The 23,595-nt window shown below is 51.5% G+C and carries 23 protein-coding genes, 1 pseudogene and 1 other annotated feature; of the genes and pseudogenes, 12 read left to right on the forward strand and 12 right to left on the reverse strand.

The features are described from left to right. Positions 1-11 precede the first annotated feature (11 nt). Both JQC72_RS05815 and queD read right to left on the reverse strand, forming a co-directional pair. Positions 12-728: a 7-carboxy-7-deazaguanine synthase QueE gene (locus JQC72_RS05815; RefSeq protein WP_205493697.1), complete on the reverse strand. Its 717-nt coding sequence runs from the start codon at positions 726-728 to the stop codon at positions 12-14. Continuing rightward, positions 725-1,195, reverse strand: a complete 471-nt coding sequence (queD, locus tag JQC72_RS05820; protein ID WP_205493948.1) for a 6-carboxytetrahydropterin synthase QueD — start codon at positions 1,193-1,195, stop codon at positions 725-727. Before queD ends, JQC72_RS05815 begins: the two co-directional genes overlap by 4 nt. Positions 1,196-1,987: 792 nt before the next feature. Between queD and JQC72_RS05825 the strand changes: the two genes are divergently transcribed. Then, entirely contained in the window at positions 1,988-2,686 is a 699-nt protein-coding gene (locus JQC72_RS05825; protein ID WP_335342408.1) for a thermonuclease family protein, read from the forward strand. Positions 2,687-2,739: 53 nt separating this feature from the next. After that, the gene (locus tag JQC72_RS05830) at positions 2,740-3,660 is read left to right on the forward strand and encodes a sporulation protein (RefSeq protein ID WP_205493700.1); all 921 of its coding nucleotides are present in this window, start codon (positions 2,740-2,742) and stop codon (positions 3,658-3,660) included. A gap of 198 nt (positions 3,661-3,858) precedes the next feature. Here the strand turns inward: JQC72_RS05830 and JQC72_RS05835 are convergent, their stop codons facing one another. From JQC72_RS05835 to JQC72_RS16470, 3 genes and pseudogenes are all read right to left on the reverse strand, one after another. Continuing rightward, positions 3,859-5,175, reverse strand: coding sequence for a hemolysin family protein (locus tag JQC72_RS05835; protein ID WP_205493701.1), 1,317 nt, complete (start codon positions 5,173-5,175; stop codon positions 3,859-3,861). Positions 5,176-5,363: 188 nt separating this feature from the next. After that, positions 5,364-5,567 carry a TipAS antibiotic-recognition domain-containing protein gene (locus JQC72_RS16465; protein ID WP_335342409.1) on the reverse strand — a complete coding sequence of 68 codons (204 nt, stop codon included), beginning with the start codon at positions 5,565-5,567 and terminating at the stop codon, positions 5,364-5,366. Between the two features lie 20 nt (positions 5,568-5,587). Continuing rightward, positions 5,588-5,686 (reverse strand): annotated as a pseudogene (locus JQC72_RS16470) (MerR family DNA-binding transcriptional regulator); the annotation flags it as partial. Positions 5,687-5,842: 156 nt separating this feature from the next. Between JQC72_RS16470 and mqnC the strand changes: the two are divergent. From mqnC to JQC72_RS05855, 3 genes are all read left to right on the forward strand, one after another. Further along, positions 5,843-6,952 carry a cyclic dehypoxanthinyl futalosine synthase gene (gene mqnC / locus JQC72_RS05845; RefSeq protein WP_205493705.1) on the forward strand — a complete coding sequence of 370 codons (1,110 nt, stop codon included), beginning with the start codon at positions 5,843-5,845 and terminating at the stop codon, positions 6,950-6,952. 117 nt (positions 6,953-7,069) lie between these two features. Beyond that, on the forward strand, positions 7,070-7,741 hold the full coding sequence (locus tag JQC72_RS05850) for a metal-dependent hydrolase (protein ID WP_205493708.1): 672 nt from the start codon (positions 7,070-7,072) through the stop codon (positions 7,739-7,741). A 124-nt stretch (positions 7,742-7,865) separates the two neighbouring features. Beyond that, the gene (locus JQC72_RS05855; RefSeq protein WP_335342413.1) at positions 7,866-8,063 is read left to right on the forward strand and encodes a CmcI family methyltransferase; all 198 of its coding nucleotides are present in this window, start codon (positions 7,866-7,868) and stop codon (positions 8,061-8,063) included. Positions 8,064-8,270: 207 nt separating this feature from the next. Here JQC72_RS05855 and JQC72_RS05860 read toward each other — a convergent pair whose 3' ends face one another. Further along, positions 8,271-8,795, reverse strand: a complete 525-nt coding sequence (locus JQC72_RS05860; RefSeq protein ID WP_205493711.1) for a PH domain-containing protein — start codon at positions 8,793-8,795, stop codon at positions 8,271-8,273. A gap of 182 nt (positions 8,796-8,977) precedes the next feature. Between JQC72_RS05860 and ytxC the strand changes: the two genes are divergently transcribed. The 5 genes from ytxC (at position 8,978) to rplT (ending at position 13,470) form a co-directional block, all read left to right on the forward strand. Then, complete coding sequence (gene ytxC / locus JQC72_RS05865) at positions 8,978-9,868, forward strand: putative sporulation protein YtxC (RefSeq protein ID WP_205493712.1); 891 nt, start codon at positions 8,978-8,980, stop codon at positions 9,866-9,868. 342 nt (positions 9,869-10,210) lie between these two features. Further along, entirely contained in the window at positions 10,211-12,139 is a 1,929-nt protein-coding gene (gene thrS / locus JQC72_RS05870; RefSeq protein ID WP_205493715.1) for a threonine--tRNA ligase, read from the forward strand. 55 nt (positions 12,140-12,194) lie between these two features. Beyond that, positions 12,195-12,314, forward strand: a sequence feature (ribosomal protein L20 leader region). Between the two features lie 32 nt (positions 12,315-12,346). Next, positions 12,347-12,859, forward strand: a complete 513-nt coding sequence (gene infC, locus JQC72_RS05875; protein ID WP_205493950.1) for a translation initiation factor IF-3 — start codon at positions 12,347-12,349, stop codon at positions 12,857-12,859. A gap of 12 nt (positions 12,860-12,871) precedes the next feature. Next, complete coding sequence (rpmI, locus tag JQC72_RS05880) at positions 12,872-13,069, forward strand: 50S ribosomal protein L35 (RefSeq protein WP_205493717.1); 198 nt, start codon at positions 12,872-12,874, stop codon at positions 13,067-13,069. Between the two features lie 41 nt (positions 13,070-13,110). Further along, complete coding sequence (rplT, locus tag JQC72_RS05885) at positions 13,111-13,470, forward strand: 50S ribosomal protein L20 (RefSeq protein ID WP_205493719.1); 360 nt, start codon at positions 13,111-13,113, stop codon at positions 13,468-13,470. A 313-nt stretch (positions 13,471-13,783) separates the two neighbouring features. Here the strand turns inward: rplT and JQC72_RS05890 are convergent, their stop codons facing one another. The 4 genes from JQC72_RS05890 to JQC72_RS05905 all read right to left on the reverse strand — a co-directional run bounded on the left by JQC72_RS05890 (position 13,784) and on the right by JQC72_RS05905 (position 18,615). Continuing rightward, positions 13,784-15,088, reverse strand: a complete 1,305-nt coding sequence (locus tag JQC72_RS05890) for an ArsB/NhaD family transporter (RefSeq protein ID WP_205493721.1) — start codon at positions 15,086-15,088, stop codon at positions 13,784-13,786. Positions 15,089-15,271: 183 nt separating this feature from the next. Beyond that, a complete protein-coding gene (locus tag JQC72_RS05895; RefSeq protein WP_335342410.1) occupies positions 15,272-16,360 on the reverse strand; it encodes a thermonuclease family protein in 1,089 nt (362 codons plus the stop codon). Positions 16,361-16,494: 134 nt separating this feature from the next. Beyond that, positions 16,495-18,123 carry an MDR family MFS transporter gene (locus tag JQC72_RS05900; RefSeq protein WP_205493723.1) on the reverse strand — a complete coding sequence of 543 codons (1,629 nt, stop codon included), beginning with the start codon at positions 18,121-18,123 and terminating at the stop codon, positions 16,495-16,497. 75 nt (positions 18,124-18,198) lie between these two features. Beyond that, positions 18,199-18,615: a MarR family winged helix-turn-helix transcriptional regulator gene (locus JQC72_RS05905; protein ID WP_205493724.1), complete on the reverse strand. Its 417-nt coding sequence runs from the start codon at positions 18,613-18,615 to the stop codon at positions 18,199-18,201. A gap of 239 nt (positions 18,616-18,854) precedes the next feature. On the opposite strand from JQC72_RS05905, the gene JQC72_RS05910 reads away from it, so the two are divergent. Beyond that, positions 18,855-19,685, forward strand: coding sequence for an aldo/keto reductase (locus JQC72_RS05910; protein ID WP_205493725.1), 831 nt, complete (start codon positions 18,855-18,857; stop codon positions 19,683-19,685). A 580-nt stretch (positions 19,686-20,265) separates the two neighbouring features. Here the strand turns inward: JQC72_RS05910 and JQC72_RS05915 are convergent. Beyond that, positions 20,266-20,925, reverse strand: a complete 660-nt coding sequence (locus JQC72_RS05915) for an SdpI family protein (protein WP_302104550.1) — start codon at positions 20,923-20,925, stop codon at positions 20,266-20,268. Positions 20,926-20,930: 5 nt separating this feature from the next. Further along, entirely contained in the window at positions 20,931-21,203 is a 273-nt protein-coding gene (locus JQC72_RS05920) for an autorepressor SdpR family transcription factor (RefSeq protein ID WP_205493954.1), read from the reverse strand. A 165-nt stretch (positions 21,204-21,368) separates the two neighbouring features. Between JQC72_RS05920 and ilvD the strand changes: the two genes are divergently transcribed. Further along, positions 21,369-23,039, forward strand: coding sequence for a dihydroxy-acid dehydratase (ilvD, locus tag JQC72_RS05925; protein ID WP_205493727.1), 1,671 nt, complete (start codon positions 21,369-21,371; stop codon positions 23,037-23,039). Positions 23,040-23,595: the final 556 nt, after the last annotated feature.

Below are 23,595 nucleotides of genomic sequence, written 5' to 3' on the forward strand. Positions count from 1 at the left end.
CTTCCTTTCCGTCACACGCCCCGTTTGTCAGGGTCCCAGATGTATTTGTGCGTTTGCAGGTTCAGTTTGATCCGTTTGTTTTCACCGGCCAAGATCCATTCCACCAGCTGACTCGGGGGGAGCGTCTCCCACACCGGACTGAAAAGAATGTTCCCCTTCCGCACACAACGGCGGACCACTTCCATCGCCTCATCGAACTCTTCCCGGTTGGCGATGACGAACTTGATTTCATCCCGTTCATCCAACAGATGAAAATTGCTCTCGATCATCTTTTCCCGCTCACCGGAAGACGTCAGTTTGTAATCCATCACAAACCGCACTTTTCTTCCTTCCGGAACGCTTTTTCGCCATGTATCGAAACGGTCGAGGCGGATGGCGCCGTTGGTTTCGATATGAATGTCTTCCACCGATGGGAGAGCAGCCAACTCCTGAATCAACGCCAGTGCTTTCTCTTCATACAAAAGCGGTTCCCCGCCGGTCAGGCAAATGCAGGGATTGCCGTAGCGCTCTGCCTGTTCCACGATTTCACCGATGGTGGCGGTAAATTCGGGTGGGTATGGCGCGTAACTGTACTTGGTGTCGCACCAGGTACAACGAAGATTGCAGTTGTACAAGCGGATAAAGGTGGTGGGATAGCCCGCCTTCAATCCTTCACCCTCCACAGTCTGAAAGATTTCCACCATCGGAAGGGTGAGGGTTTTTGCATCCTGATCCTGTGTCTGCATCATGCTTCCACCATCCATTCGCGCTTGAGAAAAGCGGAGCTGGTGGGTGTCTCGTACAGACGCAACCATTCGAGACGCAATTCCTGCTCCGGCTTGCCCATGTCCGCCAACCCTTCCTCCAACTGTTCCCACATCCAGACGATCATGTTTTCCGCGCTGGTGTTCATGGGCGGCAGCACTTCATTCAGATATTGATGGTCCAAAGGTTTCATGATTCGTTCCTTGACCAATTGTTTCAGATCCTTGAAATCGACCACAATGCCGATTTCATTGACATATCCGCTCACTTGCAACACCAACCGGTACGTGTGGCCATGCAGGCTTTTGCATTTGCCGTCGTACAGATGGAGATGGTGTGCCGCGTCGAAGGTGAACGATTTTTCCACAGCCACGCGACGGTGGTGGTATTTCAACTGTTCTTTTTGAATATCCCGACCGAATACTTGCAGTTTTGGCGGAAAACGGTACATACCCGGCGCGGGGGATTCCCCTGCCGTCCCGGTTCCGTTGTCCCGCAGACGTTTTTCACTCATGTTAATCGCTCCCTAGTGTTGTTTTAAGAGTGGTGGGTTCTCGACACTCTTGGATAGACAAAGGGATTTCGCGGTTCAATCGCCACGAAAAAGGCCCGTTTGCAAACAAATATGCAAACCACGGGCCGGAAAAGCTTTTCTCGTGGTAAGTGTAACATATTTTCACGGCTTTTGTGCTGCACTTTTTGGCAAGTGACTTGCTCCGCACGGCTAAAGCACCAGAGGTACTCTCTTCGGTCGCCGTGGGCTTCTCGCTTCATCTGGCGTGGCAACCCACATCCATCCACGATGGCTTCGTCCAAGCCTGGGTGTTTTTAGGTTTAACGAGTCTTTGCTCGCATAGTAGTTTTAAGTGTTTTCGCACTTCTTGACTTGATTATACCAAAATTCGTCGGACTTGCGAGAGCTGAGGCCCTCCCGCGTCCGACGCTCGCTTTCATCCCAACCCTAAAGGGCTGGGTTTTCCCGCTCGCTCTTTATAAAAAACGGGAAGTGATTTCATCCCTGATCGATCCGATTGCCAGTGTGTAGGGTGTTTTCCACTTTGACCGTATTCACCAAAATTCACGAGTTCAATTAAACGATCATTTCAAATCAATGATAACTCATAGGGATATTGAATAAAATATTAAATTAATGTTCATAAATCCTTGTTCATTTTTTTGATATCATACATCATAAAATCGGTCAAACCGGTAAGAGAAGAGGTACATCAGGAGGATGTCAACGGTGACGAGGAGGTTGTATCTTTCACTCTTCCTTTCTTTTCTCAGTCTTTTTTTGATGCTGTCCGGATGCAGTGAAGGGAAGCATGAAGTGAAGCGTGTAGCAATTCCGGTTGATTCTGTCACTGTGATTGATGGAGATACGATCAAAGTGAAAATGAATGGAAAAGAGGATACGGTTCGCCTGTTATTGGTGGATACCCCGGAAACCCATCATCCTCGTCTTGGAAAACAACCGTTCGGAGAGGAAGCCAAGCGATTTACGGAAAGGATGATTGAAAACGCCAAAACAATCGAACTGGAAAAGGATGTTTCTGAACGAGACAAATTTGGGCGATTCCTTGCCTATGTATATGTGGACGGAAAATCATTGCAGGAAGAATTGCTGAAAAACGGCTTGGCGCGTGTCGCTTATGTGTATCAACCCAATGTCAAGTACGTTGATGAGTACGAAAAAATTCAGAAAGAAGCCCAAAAGAAAGGGGTCGGCATTTGGCAGTGGGAAAACTACGTTCAAAAAGATGGATTTCATAGAGAAGCAGTTGGGTTTGTGGCCAGTAAAAACAGTGATGTGTATCATCCGGCTGATTGTGATGTGGTGAATGAAATCAAACCGGAAAATCGTATCTACTTCATGACCGAACAAGAAGCCCAAGCCAGTGGACGACATCGGAGCCAGGTTGAAAAATGTTGGGTAAATTGATTGCGATTGTCGATAGGACAGATTACATCATACAGGGAGGAGATCCATAAGATATGTTGAAGAATTTGATGGCTCGACTCGGTCACGGAGCTGCCAAAGTGGATTTGGTGTTAAACCGAAATCAGTTTGCTTTGGGAGAATTTGTAGAAGGAACGTTGGTCATTCAGGGAGGAACGGTTCAACAATCCATCAACAAAATTGATGTTCGTCTGATGGTGATCGTGCGTTCACATGAAAGTGAAGCGACTCATCTGGTTACCTCCATCCCGTTTCATCAATCTTTCACGATTCATCCCGGGGAAAGAAAAGAGTTTCCGTTTCAATACCAATTGCCGAATGACCTTCTGCTTTCGGGGAATTATGTGACATACTTCTTTCAAACGGAACTGGATATTGCAGGTGGAGTGGATCAAACGGATCGGGATTATATCGAAATTCTCCCCCCGCAATCGTTGCAGCAAATCCTGTTGGCGCTGGAGCAATTGGGATTTCGTGAAAAACATGATTCCAGAATGTTCAACGGGTACGTCCAGGAATTTGCGTTTTTCCCCACCTCATATTTGAATGGTCAGGTTCAGGAGTTGGAATTTGCGGCCACTCTCCTCCCTGAAGGGGTTCGTTTGCAATTGGAGCTGGATTTGTATTCGCACGGGCGTGAACAAGAGGTGAAACGCGAGGTATTCATCTACAATGACCAGCTTCAATCCGTTTCAGAATTAACCTCGTTTATTCAAGAAATTTTGGATGAGATGGTCCAACACCCTCATTCCGCTTATCATATGGAACACCATTATGGATACCATGAACACCATGGATCTGGAATGGGAGAAGCAATCGGAGGCTTTATAGCTGGAGCTGTTGGTGGAATGGCGGTTTCGGAGTTGCTCGATGATGATGACAAGGACGATGATAAAGAAGAAAATGAGGATGATGAAGGCTTTTTGGAAGATTTATTTGAAGAGGACGATGATTGATGTTATTGTCGGGATGGAGTCATAATAGCTCCGATGAAGGAAAAAGGCATGGAAATCGAGTTTGAAGACGGTGAGCTGGAAATCGAGATTGGCGGATTGAAAATCGAAATCGGTGATGACGCGAAATAAAGCGGGATGACTGATATTGATCCGATTCACAAAACAGCTGCCCCTGGGGCAGCTGTTTTGTGATTGGTTTTACGATATGCTCTCGATTTCTTGTTTCACATCGGGATCGGGTATGACCGACAAACGGGTAACCCGTCTTTGCTCCACATCTTTTACAACAAAAATCCAACCGTCGTATACGACTCGATCTCCCTTCATGGGGATCTTATCCAGTTGGGAAAATACCCAACCTCCGATTGTATCGTTATCGGGATCTTCGATCGCAATCCCGAAATGATCGTTCACTTCGTCAATCAGCAATCGCGAGTCGATGATCGTTTCGTCTCCGATTTGTTGTATGGCAGGTTGTTCGTTATCAAACTCATCCTGGATTTCCCCGAAGATTTCCTCCACAATATCTTCCGTTGTTACCAGACCGGAAGTTCCGCCAAATTCATCGACGACGATGGCCATTTCGGAGCGTTTTTTCTGTAAAGTTCGGAGAATATCTTTCAACTCCATCGTTTCGGGAACCAAAATGGCCGGACGGACCAATTTTTCCAGAGCGGGTTTTTGGTTGTTCAGCATTTGCTCATATACGTCCCGGATATGGATAATCCCGATGATGTCATCTTTATCCGCCCCGCATAAAGGAAAACGGGTATGGTGAGATTGACGGATGATTTCCCAATTTTCCTCAAACGTGTTGTCGCGGTACAGCACCTTCATGTTGACTCTGGGAACCATGATCTCCCGCGCACGGCGATCGGAAAACTCAAAGACATTATCAAAAAGATCCAGTTCCGTTTCGTCTATGATGCCGCTTTTATGGCTCTGGGAAATCAATAAGCGGATTTCTTCCTCCGTATGGGCCTGTTGATGATCTGACAATTCAATTCCCATCCATTTGAGAATTCGGTTGGCCGTACCGTTGAGGATCACAATAAACGGCTGAAACACGTAGTAAAAGGCGTATAATGGGCTTGCCGTCCACAAGGTGGTTTCCTTCGCCCGCCGGATGGCGAGGGATTTGGGTGCCATTTCACCCAATACGATATGGAGAAAAGTAATGATCGTAAAAGCAATGGCAAATGAGATCGTATGGATGAGCCAGGAAGGCATCCCGAGGTAGGAGAGGGCCGGCTCGATCATCTCTGCGATGGCGGGTTCTCCGATCCATCCAAGTCCCAACGAAGCCAGCGTAATTCCCAATTGAGTTGCGGACAGATAGGGGTCCAAATTCGACAGGACTTTCTTGGCGATTTTTGCGCGCCTGTCTTGTAATTGGGCAATTTGTGTGGAGCGAACCTTTACAATCGCGAATTCGGCCGCTACAAAAAATCCGTTCAACAGTACCAGAAAAACCACCAGAAACAGTTTGAACGTGGTACCTAGAACACCGTCCAAAAGAACATAACCTCCTGAAAACAGCTGAAATCCAAATGGTATTGATCATCCCTTACTGTTAATCATACACAAATGAATACGGAAATAAAGGAAAAAAGATGACAGAAAATGAAACAGGCCGGTGTATAACCGGCCTATGGTTGACCAACGCTCATCCGGGGGAAAGTGACAGATACCGGAGTGCGATGTCACCGAGGGGGCTGGGTGCCGTTTCCGTCTTGGTCTGCGGCCATGGCTTTGCCGATATACGCAAAGATCTCCTGATCCAGCCCCATCTGCGCCCCGAAATCCGGATTTTCTTCATACATGCGTTGCAGGGACTGCCGGATGCCGGGATCGCCACCGGTGAACATCTCGACCAGCTCTTTCCACCGACGGGCCAACTTTTGCACGTTTTCATCGTGTGGCGGGACGGTTTTAACAGTCCGATCTGATCGTAGTAATGCAAGGTTCGGACGGTAAGACCGGACGCTTGGGCCAGCTCCCCGATTTTCCACTGGCGCTTTTCCACAGTGGCTCCCTCCTTTCTTCGGTTTCAGCATACAACCTGACGTCGCGTCAGGTTCAAGCCTTTTTTCATTGTCAAGACAAATCGGCGTGGTTTGTGGTAGGATGAATGTGGAAGGTATGTACGGTCCGAGATCCTGAACAGTTGGAGGATGATCGTATGGCCAAAATAGACGCGCTGCTTGAGCGCGCATTGAACGGGGAACGGCTCGGCTTGGAAGAGGGAATCGCCCTCTGGGAATCTGACGAGATCGAAAAACTGGGTTGGGCGGCCAATAAACTGATGGAACGCCGTCACCCGGAACCGATTACCACGTTTGTGATCGGACGCAACATCAACTACACCAATGTGTGTGACACCTATTGTCGGTTCTGTGCATTTTACCGGGCGCCGGGATCGGATGAAGGATATGTGCTGTCCAATGAGGAGATTTTTCGCAAGATCCAGGAGACGATCGACGTGGGCGGCACGGAAATTTTGATGCAGGGTGGGACCAATCCCAACTTGCCGTTCTCGTATTATACCCAATTGCTGAGGGAGATCAAAAATCGGTTCGACATTCATATGCATTCGTTCTCCCCGGCGGAGATTTTGAAGATGAAAGAAGTTTCGGGTCTGCCTCTGGAAGAGGTGATCCGTCAATTGAAAGAGGCCGGGTTGGACTCCATTCCCGGTGGCGGAGCGGAAATCCTGGACGACCGAACCCGTCGGAAGATCAGCCGGTTGAAAGGATCATGGCGCGACTGGATGGACGTGATGCAGACGGCGCACCGCCTGGGTATGCACACCACGGCCACCATGGTGATCGGTTTCGGCGAATCGTTGGAGGAACGGGTACTGCACCTGTTGCGCATCCGCGAAGCACAGGATGAGACAGGCGGATTCCTCGCTTTCATCGTATGGACTTTCCAGCCGGAAAACACCTATCTCCAACGGGAAAAGCTCCCGCCGGAAGAGTATCTGAAAGCGGTGGCCATCTCCCGAATCATGCTGGACAACATTCCCAACTTGCAATCGTCCTGGGTGACGATGGGACCGGAGATCGGGAAATTGTCACTCTCATACGGATGTAATGATTTCGGCAGTACCATGATCGAGGAAAACGTCGTCTCCGCCGCTGGCACGACGCACAAGGTGAACACCAACATGATCCTTCGTTTGATTCGCGAAGCGGGCAAGATTCCCGCCCAACGCAACACCAAATATGAGATTTTGCGGATTTTCAGGGAAGATGAATCGGTGGAAAAGGACTTTGTGATGCAAAACTGAGGCAATCAACGGGTGAGTGGATTCACGAGCGCCGGAGCGGACCGACCGCGCCCGGTGCTTTTTCCTCCCTTCAAAACCAAACATATGTTTCCATAACTGTAAATGGAGGGAAGTAAAGTGACCGGAAAAACCCATCTGGCGGTCGGGATCGCAACCGGAACAATTGTGGCCGGTGTGACAGGGGTTTCCGACGAATTGATCCCGACGGTGACGACCATTGCCGTCGCCGGCTTTGCGTCTTTGTTGCCGGATATCGACGAAGACGGCAGTATGCTGAATAAGTGGCTGTTCCGATTCGTCCCCAAAACCTGTCAACTTCGCTCCATTTTGCTGGCGCTTCTGGGAGCGGTGGTCTTATTCCTTTCCTACTTGTATAAATGGCCTGATTGGGCATGGGCTTGCGGGATTTGGGCGATGGTAGTCGCCTTCGTTCCGCATCGGACGATTACACATTCGATAGTTGGCACGGCTATTTTGGCGTGGGTGATGCAGCAGGCATGGCCCCAATATGCTTTGGCAGCGGTGGCCGGCTACGGTTCCCACTTGCTGACGGACGCCATGACGCCGAAAGGGATTCCGCTTTTTTGGCCGTGGAAATTGAAAGTCGGCTTCAAGGCGTTGGGGATTCGCGTGAAAACCGGTGGCGGCTTGGACAAGGTGTTGGGAATCATCGCTTTGTGGTGTGCTTGTCTGTTGATGGTATGGTTTGTATTCTCTTTTTTTTATCAAGAAGCGGTGGCCGCGGGACTGTTTTCGCTTCCCCAACCAGGTGAGTTGCGTTGTCGTTGACTGAGGCACAATGCCGTCATGAAGTGCTGTTTTTCGGGAAAACATTCCGGGAAACAGCTCTTTTTTTTGGGATGATTCCCCGAAACGGATTGGTTCCGTCAGCAAAATTGGGGCAACAAAGGAAATCGGCCAGGCAGAAACCGTGATGGTGATTCTGGACTCGGATCACAGCCGGGAAAACGTGAAAAAAGAATTGGAGCTGTACAGCCGGATCGTAACGGTGGGCAGCTATTTGATCGTGGAGGATACCACATCCCGTTTATCCGGAGCTTGGACCGGGGCCGATGGAAGCGGTGGGCGATTTTTTGGCCGGTCACCATGACCGTTTTGTCGGACAGCATGCGGGCAAAGTATTTCATCACCACCAATCCCAACGGCTTTTTGCGGCGAATTCGGTGAGTACAACGGAGTTCCGGTAAGCGACTTTTCAGATGGGGAAACAGGAGCAAACAAGAAAAAGGGCCCACCCGATGTCACGAGGATACGGAGCGGAGCCTGGATACTGCTTATCAGGTATGACATCTGCGGATCAGCTGACCAAGATCCGCTTTTTTTGTTCCAACAGTTCTTCGTTGGTGATCACTCCCTGCTCTTTTAACTTGGCCAGCCGTTCCAATTTGATCAGGATGTCATCATCCAGAGGCCCGTTTTCTGCCGATTTGGCCGATTGCACAATACGTTGACGTATAGTGGCGACGAGTGGTTGGATGCGCGTTTTGTCGATGCCGTTGATGCGGAGATGATTGCCGGAAACATGGATCTCCAATGAGCCGAACAAAATACCGGTGGAAAAGCCGACAGCGGCGATTTTGTGATAATCGAACGTCTCGACGTGCAGGGAGAACAGCCGTTTCTCCAGAAAGATCAACCGTTGGTCCGTGGCCACCAAAATGCCGTGACGATACTGGTACCGACCATACACCAGGAATTCGATGTTTTCTCCTTCCAAAAGCACTTGCGGCAACTGCTTGATTTCCCGCAAAACCATCCATGAACGAACTCGATTGAATCCCAACCGCTTGATTTGTGCACGTACTTCCTGCGGGGTCGGCATCGCTTATACCTCCTTTTTCACAAGGGGGGAGATGACTTCATCTTAAAAGATAAACCGATTTCAGTCTATTGCCAAAAGGTATTAATTTTCCTTTCGTCAGCCGTATGATTGATTCATGTATACCTCCGCCATCGCGTCCATATACTAGGAATAACACTTGTAGGACAAAGGAGCGGACGGGGATGGCGGCGTATCTGATCACATTGCCCAATCAAGCGAGGAATGAAGTGGATCAGCTCAGGCGCTGCCTGAACCGCAGGCAGGAACACCTTACTGCTGCCGGGTGGGACTGCCGGTTGCAGGAATGGGAAACGCCGGATCGCGTCGTGTTTCGGTTTTCCTGTCTCAAACGAGGTACAGAGGCGGAAAAAACCGTATGTCGGGAACTGGGGAAAGGGATTGCCCACTTTATCTTGTCATGTCGGGAACCGGCCATGATCCGGAGCTTGATCCGGCGCGGTTATCAGGCACATCAGCCGGGTGAAATCGCCCGGATTGAAGCGTATGCGGACCGGATCGCCAATGAGAAAAACAAGTCGTCTCGCCTGCGTTTGCAGAGAAAGGAAAAAATCGCCCGTCACCTGGAACGTTTTCTTCATACGAGCTCCATGCTATCTGTCGATGGGTTTATCACTTTCCGCTTAAAGTCGTATCTGCGGGCGTTGCGCAAACTGGTGAATCACGCCATTGATGAATATCTCCTGGACCAGGAATACAAGGAATTTATTCAACTCTTGCGCTACTTCGTATCCATGCAAAAACCAAAAGTCCAGTTGGTCCATGTATTGCATGAAGGGGATCGATGTTTTCAACTCCTGCAATCGGATGGGAAACCACTCATCGTTCAGGAAGCGGACAGTACGATTGATGAGTTGATGGAACAAGCGTTTTCGCACGAAGACCTGATCGTCAGCACGCTGCTTACTGTCGCACCCGAACAAGTGATTTTGCACACCCGTCACGAAGAGGCCAATGTTGTCCGTACGCTGAAGCAGGTGTTTGAAGGCCGGATCCATATGTGCCGGGGGTGCGCACGCTGCGGGGAGGAAGCCCATTCGCATTCGGATGCTTGACTGGGGTTTCCTCCTGTCTTATAATACATACAAATTTCACGTACAAATCCATTGAGGACAGGCCATGACGAGGACATGAAACGGTCACGCATGGTTGCCAGAGAACGGGGGCCATCGGCTGGAAGCCCTCGAACCCGCTGGTGATCGTTTTACCACCTCCGATGCTGCAACCGGGAACGTTCGTTTGGGGACGAATCAGTATCGGTTGCCGGGTTCACGCCGTTATCCGTGACGAGAGGGGCATGCCCGAGTCGGGCTTGTCCGAAAAAGGGTGGAACCACGACAACCACGCTCGTCCCTTTGGGCCGGGCGTTTTTTATTTGTCGAAAAGGAGGAAGAAGCATGAGCGTAGCGGTCAAATTGCCTGACGGTTCGGTTCGCGAGTATGATCGGCCGGTTACGGTGGAAGATGTCGCCGCTTCGATCAGCAAAGGATTGCACAAAAAAGCGGTCGCCGGGATGATCGACGGCAAGCCGGTCGATCTTTCCGCCGAGGTGCCGGATCAGGCGGAGGTGAAGATACTCACCCTGGACGATCCGGAAGGGTTGGAAGTGTATCGTCACAGCACCGCACACCTGATGGCTCAGGCGATCAAACGGCTGTATCCCGATGTGAAACTGGGGATCGGCCCGGTGATTGAGGATGGGTTTTATTACGACATCGATCTGCCGGTTCGCCTCACCCCGGAAGATCTGCCCAAAATCGAGGCGGAAATGGAGAAGATCGTCAAAGAAAATCTCCCCATCAAGCGCAAAGTCGTCTCGCGTGAGGAGGCGATCCGGATTTACGAGGAAATCGGCGATCATCTGAAACTGGAGATCATCCGTGATTTGCCGGAAGATGCAACCATCACCATCTATGAGCAGGGAGAATTTTTTGACCTGTGCAGAGGGCCGCATCTGCCGTCGACCGGGAAGATCAAAGCATTCAAACTGCTCAGCATCGCAGGCGCATATTGGCGGGGAGACGCCAACAACCAGATGTTGCAACGCATCTACGGCACCGCATGGCCGAAGAAATCGCAACTGGACGAGTATCTGCAACGGTTGGAAGAAGCCAAACAGCGGGATCACCGCAAGCTGGGCAAAGAGCTGAAAATTTTCACCCTGTCGCCTGAAGTGGGGCAGGGATTGCCGCTGTGGTTGCCCAATGGCGCGACCATTCGCCGCGTGATTGAGCGCTACATTGTCGATCTGGAGGAACGGCTGGGGTATCACCACGTGTACACGCCCCATCTGGCCAATGTGGAGCTGTACAAAATCTCCGGTCACTGGGATCATTATCATGAGGACATGTATCCTCCGATGAAGATGGACAATGAAGAATTGGTACTTCGCCCGATGAACTGTCCGCATCATATGATGATTTACAAAAGCGAACTGCGGAGTTACCGCAATCTGCCGGTGCGGATCGCTGAGCTGGGCACGATGCACCGTTACGAGATGTCCGGTGCCCTGGCCGGTCTGCAACGGGTTCGTTCCATGACGCTCAACGATGCCCACATTTTCTGCCGACCGGATCAGATCCAGTCCGAATTCACCAAAGTGGTACGGCTGATCCGGCAGGTATACGAGGATTTCGGCATCAAGGATTTCTGGTACCGTTTGTCGTTCCGAGATCCGGCAGACAAGGAGAAATACGTGCAAAACGACGAGATGTGGGACATGGCGCAACAGATGTTGAAAAATGCCATGGACGATCTCGGATTGGAATACGTTGTGGCTGAAGGGGAAGCGGCTTTCTACGGACCCAAGCTGGATGTGCAGGTGCAAACCGCATTGGGCAAAGACGAAACGCTGTCAACGGTTCAATTGGATTTCCATCTGCCCAACCGGTTTGAACTGGAATACATCGGCGAAGACGGTCAGCCGCATCGTCCCGTGGTCATCCATCGTGGCATCGTCGGGACGATGGAACGGTTTGTTGCCTTCCTGCTGGAATATTACAAAGGAGCCCTGCCGGTCTGGTTGTCTCCCATTCAGGCGCGTGTATTGACCATCTCTGAGTCGTTCAACGAATACGGCCAGCAGGTGGTTGATCGCCTGAAAGAAGCGGGCATCCGCGCCGAGCTGGACAACCGCAACGAGAAAATCGGATACAAGATTCGTCAGGCTCAGCTTCAAAAAATCCCGTATATGCTCGTCGTCGGCGAAAAAGAGCAATCCGCCGGCACGGTGGCCGTCCGTCACCGGTCCGAAGGAGATCAGGGTGCCCGGCCGGTGGATGATGTGATCGATCGGATTCGTCGGGAAATCGAAGCGAAGAAGTGATCATTGCGAAAGGTTGACGCTTGACAAATAAAACCGCCCATGATATGATTGAGCGGTGATCAAGCAGAAGCGCCCCGCTTCTCACCTTTCGACGCATATTTGCGCAGTTGGAAGGTTGTCATCGTCGATGATTCGGAAGCAAAGTGTGGGCGTGTGCCCGCACTTTTTTTCTTATCCAGCCCAAATACCCCTCGGAGGTGGCAGGTTATCAGCAGGGAACATCAGGTCAATGAAGCGATTCGTGCCCGTGAGGTCCGATTGATCGGCCCCAACGGAGATCAGATCGGGGTCGTACCGCTTAGGGAAGCGCTCCGCATGGCGCAGGAGGCCAACTTGGATCTGGTCAACGTTGCGCCGCAAGCGAAGCCGCCGGTGTGTCGGATCATGGATTACGGCAAATTCCGCTATGAACAGAGCAAACGGGAAAAAGAAGCGCGCAAGAAGCAAAAAACCATCCAGGTCAAAGAAGTTCGGCTCAGTCCGTCCATCGAGGAGCACGATTTGCAGACCAAACTGCGCAATGTGAAGAAGTTCTTGCAAAGCGGGGACAAAGTGAAGCTGACCATCCGCTTTCGCGGACGGGAGATCACGCACCAAGAGATCGGCCTGGGCATCCTGAACCGGATGGCCAAGGAAGTGGAAGATCTCGGTCAAGTGGAGCGCCAGCCCAAATTGGAAGGGCGCCAGATGATCATGATCTTGAGTCCGAAACAGCAGTGAGGAGGAGCTTGCATGCCGAAAATGAAGACTCGCCGCGCTGCGGCCAAACGCTTCAACAAAACGGGAACTGGAAAAGTAAAACGCAATCATGCGTTTAAAAGTCATTTGCTGGAAGGAAAGGCCATGAAACGTAAACGGAGACTGCGCAAAAGTGCCATCATGGCCAAAGGTGATGTGAAACGGATCAAGCAACTGATTGCCTACAAATGAGGTTTCACAATTTGTTGGATTGATTTCGGGAGGGATTGTTTGTGGCACGTGTAAAAGGCGGGGTAGTGACGCGCCGTCGTCGGAAAAAAGTGTTGAAACTGGCCAAAGGTTACTTTGGTTCCAAACATACATTGTTCCGCACTGCGAAACAACAAGTGATGAAGTCGCTGATGTATGCGTATCGCGACCGTCGTCAGCGCAAACGCGATTTCCGCAAATTGTGGATCACCCGGATCAACGCCGCGGCACGGATGAACGGTTTGTCCTATAACCGGTTGATGTACGGCTTGAAACAAGCGGGTGTGGAAATTAACCGCAAAATGTTGGCCGACTTGGCGGTGAACGACCAAAAAGCGTTTGCCGAATTGGCCAACCTGGCGAAAGAAAAACTGAACGCTTGATGAATGCGATCACCCCCTCGTCCTATGGGCGAGGGGGTTTTGATTGGAGGATCAACGTCCACATGAAGGGGACATATCCCAGAGTGTGTCTGGTGTTGGCCACAGTGCTTTCCCGGCTCGCTTCACCTGCGCCCTGCAGGGATGCAGATGATGACCGCTCCGACCCGGTCAGCGCAAGTGGGCAAAGCACGCTTCGCTTTGAGAAATTTGCCCGCGATTTTAAATCCTGCGCTTCCCGTGTCTTCGCTCAGTCAGGGCTTGGTCAGTCGCTCGTCCGGGAAAACATTGCTCCCGCGGAATGACCGGACACGCCCTAGAAGTGCATCAAATAGCGGAGGTACAGATACACTTGCGCGATCGCCAAAGACAGAAGCGTGATGGGGGCGCCCACTTTCAGGTATTCCACGTAGCTGAAACCCTTGCCTTCCCGGGCCGCGATGTTGGCCACAATCACGTTGGCGGAAGCGCCGATGATGGTGCCGTTTCCACCCAGGCAAGCGCCCAACGCCAACGACCACCACAGTGCATTCGTTTCCGGAGAGTTGACGGGAAGTCCGAGAGTGGCTGTCATATCCTGAATCAGCGGGATCATCGTGGCCACGAACGGAATGTTGTCAATGACACCCGAAGCGATCCCGGAGACCCACAAGATCAGCGTAGCGGCCAATGGGATGTTCCCTTTCGTGAAATCCAACAGTTGAACGGCCAAATGCTTGATGACACCCACTTCCTGCAATCCGCCCACGAGTGTAAACAATGCGGCGAAAAAGAAAATGGTTTCCCACTCCACATAATCAAATGCCTCTTCGATTTTCTTTTTGTCCAAGCCGATGAGCATCAGCACCGTCGCTCCGGTGATGGCGATGACGGAGGCTTCCACATGGATGACGGAATGCAATACAAAACCGAGGATGGTCAACCCAAGAACGAACAATGATTTTTTGGCCAATTTCCGATCCTGAATATAGGATTCTTCGTCCATCTCCATCAATCGGGAGACATGTTCCTCATCGGTGACCAATTGTTTTCGATAGATCCAGTACAACAGCAACAAGCTGACAGCGAGAATCACCAACACCACAGGTCCCAGATGGATCAGGAAGGCATTGAACGTCAGGTGTTCATTGGCCGATCCGATCATGATATTGGGCGGGTCGCCGATCAAGGTGGCGGTTCCCCCGATGTTCGAAGCGATGATTTCCGAGATGAAAAAGGGAACCGGACTTACTTTCAATATTTGGGTGACTGCCAGTGTGATGGGAACCACCAACAGTACGGTGGTCACATTGTCGAGAAAAGCAGATGCCACCGCTGTCAGCAGTGAAAACACGATCAGGATGCGGATCGGGTTTCCCTTGGCCGCTTTGGCGGATTTGATGGCCACATATTGAAAGACGCCCGTTTTGTTGAGAATGCCCACCAGGATCATCATGCCGATCAGCAACGTAATCGTATTCCATTCGATGTAGTATTCAAACACCCGGTGAATGTCCAGCACTCCCGCGAGAACCAGCAATGATGCACCCAACAGTGAAATCACGGCTCGATTGATTTTTTCCGTGACGATCACGGCATAGGTGATCAGAAAAATCGTGATTGCAATGATGGTTTGCCCCATGTTTAACCTCCTCCTGCAAATGGGGAGCTCCTGTCATAAGGGCCCCAAAAAAGCAAAAAGGAGCCCTTGGGTGACAGGCTCCTCCGATAGTCAAAAAGTTATTCATTTCTTTCACCAGTATAGCGAGAGACGGGCCGGGAAGTAAATGAAGAAATGGTGAACGTTTGGATTTAACCGCAGATTTTATTGATTGGATGCAGCTTTCGTCGGGGTACTGTCCTGGGTAGCGGACCAGTTGCCACCGTCGGGTTTGCGGTACCAGGACGCATCATAGGCGGTGGAGGAATAAGTATATTGGTCGACGATCGTTCCTGAAGGACTTTTCAATGTGACATCATCACCGGTATTGTTGAAATAGTTGCTGGTTTCCCATACCCAGTATCCATGGGCGGGGATGGTGGTGCCTGACGGGATCGTGTAGGGAGCGGAACCGCCGCCGACGATGTCATCGATGATATAGCCGCCGATATTGACCGGGTTGTCGGACGGATTGTACAATTCCACGAATTCCTTGGTATATGCCGTTTGGGGGGCCGGCAGAACCTCATTGATCAAGACCGGGCCGGTGTTTCCCCCGTTGTCGCGCGTGTAGCCGGCTGATTGCGCATCGGCTTCCGTCCAGAAAAAGACGCGGTTTTCAACCGGAATTTGTTTGTAGTTGGCCGGGTCTACGTAGGTTTTGGTGTAATAATCACCTACGTATTTGTCCGGTTGGCGGCCACCGATGCGCAAGCGAAATTCAAACGGCAGTTCCGTCAGCGGGTCGGCCGGATTCCAGATTCCCCGTCCCGCCTGTTTCGCTTCGAGCATTGCGGCGCGGTATTCCTCGTAATACTTCATGTTGGGATAGATGTAATACGTCACGGCATGGCCTTGGCGCAAGATCTCCTTGTTGACGTCGAGATTGCCTTTCCATACATGACCCAGTACGCGGCCGTAGCTGTCCTTTTCTTCCACGTCGGTCTCGATGGTGACTGGCGTTCCCGGAGGCAACAGCTGTTTGAGATAGTTGGATGCATCGTAGGCGTGGTGTCCCTGATTCTGCCCGTTGTAATTGGTTTCCGGGGTATCGACGGACACCAGACGAACAGTAGTGGACCCCAGTACCGGTGTTTGCAAATGAATGGTGTCACCATCCACCACATCCGATACGACGGATGTGTAAGTGGCGGCCTCTGCCCGATGGGCAGGGAACAGGAACGGCATCATCCCGAAGACCGCCAACAATAGGACCAGCCCAACAATCGTCCGCTTCCAACCAAGATGATTCACGAAACATCCTCCTTTGGTCTTGGGACTTTCGTCTCTCTCTCTCTTTTTATCATCACTTTTCGATTTTTTCGTAAAGTCCTTTTGTTTTTTTCATAAAAAAACACCTGCCCTGATGGACAGGTGAGAGGGTCGGGTTACGGACTGGCCTGCTCCTGAACAACATGACTCGCTGATTTTTCTCTTGGTGGCGTGTCGCCCCCTTGATTGGAGGTGCGCAGTGGAATCTCTTTCAGCCACAAGGTGAAGATCAGTGCGGCGAACAGCACGATCGCTCCTGCAAAAAATACGCTGTCCAGTGCATGAGCCAGTGTCGTCCTCAACATTTGGAGAATATGGTCAAACATCCCCGCCATGGATTCCGGAAGGCTGTTCCGAATTTGCGCCAATCGGTCCGGGTTCAACAGGATTTGTGGGTTGTTCAGGTCACTCAGTTTCTGCGCCAACACAGGGGACGGGGCCGGTTGTGCAGGATGTTGTGCCGTCAACCGTGACATTTCGTCTTTCATGTGGCCGGACAGAATCGTTCCCATCACGGCTACGCCAACGGTGCCTCCCATTTGCCGGAACAGTTGGCTGGAAGAAGTGGCCACACCAAGATGGCGGTGTTCCACAGCGTTTTGCACCGTCAGCGTGAAAATGGGAAAAGCGATTCCCAATCCCGTCCCGATGATGATCATATAGAGGACGACCGCGCCGTTTGTGGCATCGGTATCCAATAATGACATCAGATACATGCCGACCGCCATGAGCAAAATGCCGAACAGGGCCAGTCCTTTGTACTTCCCTGTGCGTGAGACGATTTGACCGCCGATGATACTGGCGACGACCATGCTCAAGGTAAGCGGAATGGTCACGAAACTGGATCGGGTGGCAGAAGTGCCGATCACGCCCTGGATGAAGAACGGGGTATAGATGATCGCCCCGAACATGCCGACTCCCAATGTGAAATTCACCAGGTTGGACAGGGTAAACATGGGGTTACCGAACAGATGCAGGGGTAGGACCGGATTTTTCGCTTTTCGCTCCACCCAGACGAACAAAATCAACGCCAGTATCGAACCGCCGAACAGGCCGATGATGGTGGGAGAGGACCAGGCATATTTACTCCCTGCCCAAGAGAAGGCCAGCAACAGCGGTGTGATGGTCAACGCAAGGAAAACCGACCCCGCTATGTCGATCGGTTCGTTCTCTTTGCGGCTGACCGACGGGAACAGCCACCAGATCAACAGAAAGGCCACCAGACCGACGGGAAGAAAGATCCAGAAGATCCAGTGCCATTCCCAATGATCCACGATATACCCGCCCAATGTGGGTCCCAGCACGCTGGCCACTCCAAACGCGGCACTCAGGGCACCCTGCCAACGTCCCCGTTCGCGGGGCGGAAACAAATCCCCGACGGAGGTGAACGCCGTGGACATGATCATCCCTCCGCCCAATCCCTGAAACCCGCGATACAAAATGAGTTGGAAAATATCAGTAGCAGTGCCGCACAAAAGGGACCCCGTCACGAAAAGTCCGATCCCGATCAGCAAAAACGGCTTCCGGCCGTAGATATCAGAGAGTTTGCCGACCAAGATGGCCGTGATGCTGGACGTCAGCATGTAGATGGTGAACACCCAGTTGAAATAGGACATGCCCCCCAGCTTGGAAACGATACGGGGCAACGCGTTGCCGATGATGGTCTGATTCAATGCGGCGAACAACATGGACGCCATGATTGCCACCATAATCGTCAGTTTGCGTTTCGTATCCAAATGCTCCATCCATTCCCCTCCTTCTATTCATTAGACCACAGAAAAATTGATTAAGTGAAATAATCGCCAAACGAAACGCGTCTGTCAGATTAATTTCCGAAACAGACGCGTCATCGTTTCGATTTCTTCCGTCGTCAAACCATCGAACCGACGTTGGAAATAAGCCCGTTTCTTCTCTTCCAGCTCCCGGATGGTCGTTTCCCCTTCGTTTGTGATCCGCAGTTCCACCACTCGTTTGTCGCGACGGGAGCGTTGGCGCTCCACCCAACCTTTGTTCACCAAACGATCGGTCACATTGGTGATGTGGCTGGCGGATACCTCCAATTCCTGGGCCAGTTCCGACACGGTTTGCGGTCCCTTCTCCCTGAGCTGTTTGAGGACGAAGAAATCGCCGCTGGAGATGGTTTCACCCAAGACGACCTGCATTTCCTTCCGCAGTTTGCGAATCAAAGTTCTGAGGGAAATCTCCAATTCATTCAGCAGTTCCTGCCTGGTACTCACACTGCACTCCTTTCCGACGAATGAAATGTTAACTTAGTTAATTATATAAAAAGAAGGGGAAAAGAGCAATTTTCGATCGGTCGGTTTCACGCTCTGATGGCCGTTTCTTCAAACTACTCTTGATCTTGGATCGGATTTTCTATAAAATAAGAAAAGTAACTTCCTAATATTTAGTTTGTGCAAAGGGGATCAATCTCTCAGGGGAAAGCCCCAACTCAAATAGCGGGAGGAATACATAAATGGCGAAACATATCGCGGATACGACTGTTTTGGCTAACGGCGTAAAATTTCCATGGCTCGGCTTGGGCGTTTGGAAAGCAAAAGAAGGGAGCGAAGTGGAAAATGCGGTAAAAGCGGCGATCCAAATCGGCTATCGCAGTGTGGACACGGCGGCGGTTTACCAAAACGAAGAGGGTGTCGGCAGAGCGATCAAGGAATGCGGGGTACCGCGCGAGGAATTGTTTATCACGACGAAAGTGTGGAATGCTGATCAAGGGTATGAGTCCACCTTAAAGGCATTTGAAACCAGCCGCAAGAAATTGGGTCTGGAATATGTGGATCTGTACTTGGTACACTGGCCGGTGAAAGGAAAATACAAAGAAACGTGGAAAGCGCTCGAGAAACTGTATAAAGAGGGATGGGTGCGGGCAATCGGTGTGAGCAACTTCCAGGTGCACCATCTCAAGGATGTGATGGAAGACTGCGAAGTGAAACCGATGGTGAACCAAGTGGAGTTTCACCCTTACCTGACGCAAAAGGAACTGCTCGCCTTCTGCAAAGAGCAAAACATCCAGCTTGAAGCCTGGAGCCCGCTCATGCAAGGGGAAGTGGTCAACGTTCCGGAGATTCAGGAGCTGGCAAAAAAATACGGCAAAACGCCGGCGCAAATCGTGTTGCGTTGGGATCTCCAGCATGGTGTGGTCACCATTCCCAAATCCGTGAAAGAACATCGCATCAAAGAAAATGCGGATATCTTTGATTTTGAACTGACGGCGGAAGACATGGCGAAACTGGATGCGTTGAACAAAAACCACCGCTTTGGCCCCGACCCGGACAACTTTGATTTCTGACGTGAAAAATCATCTAAACCAACGGAATGGTTACTTTTCAGATATGGTGAACTTGTTGAGCCGTTGCGGTACTTCAGGAACGCTCAAACACACGAAAGCTACCCCTTTCCGGGGTAGCTTTTCCCATTTATCAGGCAGACAGCACCTTCATTCACAATTGGCGAGCCGTTTCAGAGATCGCGATTTTCCTGGATTCCCGTTTCTGGCGTATTTGTCCTGAGCACACAATCATCCCGAAAACAAACCGGGATGGTTGGATCAACAAGCTGACCAGAAACAAAGCAAGAGACCAAGAAGTGACTGAACACGATTGAAAACAGGGATGGACAGTCATCAGCGTTTGGGAACACAGTTTGAAGCAGCCAACACAGAAAAGCTACCCTTATTCTGCTCTTGGTTAGCTTTTCCTGTTTTTTGAATGTTAGAAGAGCGAAAAACGAATCAGGACTCCGATTTCCCGTCCGAAGTTCAGCACTCGACGGGAAATTCAAACCCGCTCCAGAAAGCGCGAGTGTTCAACCGTTTTTTCAACAGAGATGAAGGATCGGAAAGGTTGGCACCTGAATAACGTGCGATGAATTTACCGATGACGTTTTCGGTAGACAATGAGCGAATAAACGGCCGGAATCATAGCCGTAAGAATGATTGCCGCAACCAACATCCCCACTGACATCCAGCCGGGCAGAAAAGCGGAGATGAGCATCAACCCGCCGGCAATCATCCAGAGAGGAGCCGCCAAGCGGTGGGTGCGTCGCCATACCTCTTCGTCCGCCAGTGTCCAAGGGGTCCTGATCCCAAAGAAATAGTTGAACCGGACCTGACCCAGGAAATTTCCGATCACCATCCAGATCAATCCGACCATCAGCAATACGGCCATCTGCATATGGATGCGGTATCCCAGGTTGAAAGCCAGGATCAAGCCGAACATCACGGCCAGAAACGTGGTGATCGTCAAGCGGAAGATCTCATAAAAACGGCGAAATTTGGCGTAGTTTTCCCGTTTTGGGTCCAGGACGGGCAGATATTTGGTCAGCAGGGGAATGGCCGGCAATAACAATGACTGACTGATCAGAAAGATGCTTTTGGGCTGGTATCCGTCAGGTTGACCGGAGAACCCGAAATGGACGGCCATCTTGGGCGGCAGGGCGGGATACAACGTCCATGCAATCAGGAGCGGGAGGATTGCCACCGCCAGTGACGCCCAGTCACACCAACGCCAATGCCGATCATTTCCAATCATGCTCATCATTCCTTCCGATTGGGAGTGTCACTGATCTCCATCAGCCAACGCAAAACCTCTTGGACAACGGTGGTGTTGAGCGAGTAGACGATATACTGGCCTTTTCGCTCGCTCAATACCAGGCGTGCCTGCTTCAGCAGGTTGAGATGATGGGAGATGCTGGGTTTGGTCATGTTGAAATGTCCGGCAATTTCCCCGGCGGTCAAATCCCCCTTTCGCAACAGACGGAGAATTTGCCGGCGCGTGGGATCAGCCAATGCTTTAAACGTGTCGTTCAGGAATATCACCTCTAAGATGATTAGATAAATATCTAAATACAGTATATGCCGGTTCGTGTATTTTGTCACGATTGCAAAAAAATCAGATCCCCCCCTGTGGACAGATTGGTGATTTTATACTAAGATTGTCAACAATATTTCTTTTATTGAGAAGGGGGCGAACTGATGCGAAGCGACAAAATCAAAAAGGGTTTTGACCGGGCGCCGCACAGGAGTTTGCTCAAGGCGACGGGACTGAAAGATGAGGATTTTGACAAGCCGTTTATCGGAATTTGCAACTCATTTGTGGAAATCATCCCAGGGCACAAACATCTGGACGAATTTGCCCGCGTGGTGAAGGAAGCCGTTTGGGAAGCGGGCGGTGTGCCCTTTGAATTCAACGTGATCGGTGTGGACGATGGGATCGCGATGGGTCACATCGGCATGCGTTACTCTCTGCCCAGCCGGGAGCTGATTGCGGATTCCCTGGAGACCGTGGCCAATGCGCACTGGTTTGACGGTCTGATCTGTATCCCCAACTGTGACAAAATTACACCGGGAATGATGATGGGGGCGATGCGGGTCAACATCCCGACCATCTTCATCAGCGGCGGGCCGATGGCTGCCGGGCGGTTGCCGGACGGACGCACCGTCGACCTGGCTTCCGTCTTTGAGGGAGTGGGTGCCTATAAGGCCGGGCGCATCGATGAGCAGGAGTTGAAACTGCTGGAGGATCACGGCTGTCCGAGCTGCGGCTCGTGTTCGGGGATGTTTACCGCCAACTCGATGAACTGTCTGGCCGAAGCGCTCGGGATCGCCCTGCCGGGTAACGGCAGCATCCTGGCAACCACGCCGGAGCGGAAAGAGCTGGCCCGACGCGCGGCACGGCAGATTCTGAAGCTGATCGAGGCGGATTTGAAGCCGCGCGACATCGTGACACTCGAATCGCTTGACAACGCGTTTGCGCTGGATATGGCGATGGGTGGTTCCACCAACACGGTGCTGCACACATTGGCCATCGCGCATGAAGCGGGCGTGGAATATCCTTTGTCCCGGTTGAACGAATTGTCGGAACGGGTGCCCAATCTGTGCAAGGTAAGTCCCGCCGGGCAATGGCACATGGAGGATATCGATCGTGCCGGAGGGATTTCGGCGATTCTGAAAGAGCTGAGTAAAATTGACGGTTTGCTCCACCTTGACCGACCGACGGTCACCTTGAAAACGCTGGGTGAAAATATCGCCGATGCCGAAATTCGGGATGAAGAAGTGATCCGTCCGCTGGAAAAAGCACATAGCAAGACGGGTGGATTGGCCATCCTGTATGGCAACCTGGCGCCGAACGGTGCGGTGATCAAAACGGGTGCAGTCGATCCCTCGATTCAGAAGTTCCGCGGTCCGGCGGTCGTGTTTGAGTCGCAGGAAGATGCGTTGGCCGGGATTATGCTTGGCAAGGTGAAATCCGGCGATGTCGTCGTGATCCGCTACGAAGGTCCCAAAGGCGGTCCCGGTATGCCGGAGATGCTGGCGCCCACGTCGGCGATTGCAGGCATGGGACTGGGCAAGGAAGTGGCATTGATCACGGACGGACGTTTTTCCGGCGCGACGCGTGGCATCAGTATCGGTCATATTTCTCCCGAGGCGGCGGAAGGTGGTGTGATCGCCGTAGTGGAGCCGGGCGATATCATCGAGATCGACCTGCCCAACCGGCGCATCCATCTGGATGTTCCCGACGAAGTGATCCAGGAGCGTCTCGCCAAATGGCAGGAACCGGAACCCAAAGTGAAAGGCGGCTATTTGCGGCGTTATGCGCGGTTGGTCACCTCCGCGAGCACGGGAGCTGTGCTGCGGGAAATCTGATTTGATCCATTGTCACAAAAAGTTTGAAATCTGGATTCACCTCACCCCAAGCTGATGGAATCGCTTTCACAAAATTTTTAGACAAAAAGAGTAATTGAACCGGTTGACATCCGCAAACCGAGGTGACTATAATAACACCTAAATAATCGAAATGGTTCAGTAAATCGGACAACGAGCAGTTCTGGTTGGGAGGGTGTCTAGGGTTCCGCCCGCGAGGGGACTGTGACCGAGCGACACCAGCACTCGCCGGACGGCGGGTGTACACCGTGAGGATAAAAGCCTCTGCGGCAGGTTCTGACCAGACTCGGTACCTGTGTGTATTTTGTGCTGGGGATCGAGTCGTCCACCTGTTGGAAGAGGCTTGTTTTTATTGACGAAAAAAACTGATGAGTCCAAAGGCTGTGAAAAGGACGGGAGCCGGATGGCGTGTCACAGAAAGTCCCGGGTTGATGAGACGGGATCACGCGCCGGTTGTCCCTCTCACCTTGGAGCCGACCATCGAAACGGGATGTAACGGTGCATCCCCGAGTAGGTGTTCTCCGGTTGTCGCCGTTAT

Source organism: Polycladomyces zharkentensis (assembly GCF_016938855.1).
Lineage (GTDB): Bacteria > Bacillota > Bacilli > Thermoactinomycetales > JIR-001 > Polycladomyces > Polycladomyces zharkentensis.

Coding starts and splice junctions, on each gene's coding strand:
- thrS (WP_205493715.1), top strand. CDS start 10,211: ATGAGCGTAGCGGTCAAATTGCCTGACGGTTCGGTTCGCGAGTATGAT.
- queD (WP_205493948.1), bottom strand. CDS start 1,195: ATGTACCGTTTTCCGCCAAAACTGCAAGTATTCGGTCGGGATATTCAA.
- JQC72_RS05900 (WP_205493723.1), bottom strand. CDS start 18,123: ATGGAGCATTTGGATACGAAACGCAAACTGACGATTATGGTGGCAATC.
- ilvD (WP_205493727.1), top strand. CDS start 21,369: ATGCGAAGCGACAAAATCAAAAAGGGTTTTGACCGGGCGCCGCACAGG.
- JQC72_RS05890 (WP_205493721.1), bottom strand. CDS start 15,088: ATGGGGCAAACCATCATTGCAATCACGATTTTTCTGATCACCTATGCC.
- ytxC (WP_205493712.1), top strand. CDS start 8,978: ATGGCGGCGTATCTGATCACATTGCCCAATCAAGCGAGGAATGAAGTG.
- JQC72_RS05915 (WP_302104550.1), bottom strand. CDS start 20,925: ATGATTGGAAATGATCGGCATTGGCGTTGGTGTGACTGGGCGTCACTG.
- JQC72_RS05910 (WP_205493725.1), top strand. CDS start 18,855: ATGGCGAAACATATCGCGGATACGACTGTTTTGGCTAACGGCGTAAAA.
- mqnC (WP_205493705.1), top strand. CDS start 5,843: ATGGCCAAAATAGACGCGCTGCTTGAGCGCGCATTGAACGGGGAACGG.
- JQC72_RS05830 (WP_205493700.1), top strand. CDS start 2,740: ATGTTGAAGAATTTGATGGCTCGACTCGGTCACGGAGCTGCCAAAGTG.
- JQC72_RS05860 (WP_205493711.1), bottom strand. CDS start 8,795: ATGCCGACCCCGCAGGAAGTACGTGCACAAATCAAGCGGTTGGGATTC.
- rpmI (WP_205493717.1), top strand. CDS start 12,872: ATGCCGAAAATGAAGACTCGCCGCGCTGCGGCCAAACGCTTCAACAAA.
- JQC72_RS05815 (WP_205493697.1), bottom strand. CDS start 728: ATGATGCAGACACAGGATCAGGATGCAAAAACCCTCACCCTTCCGATG.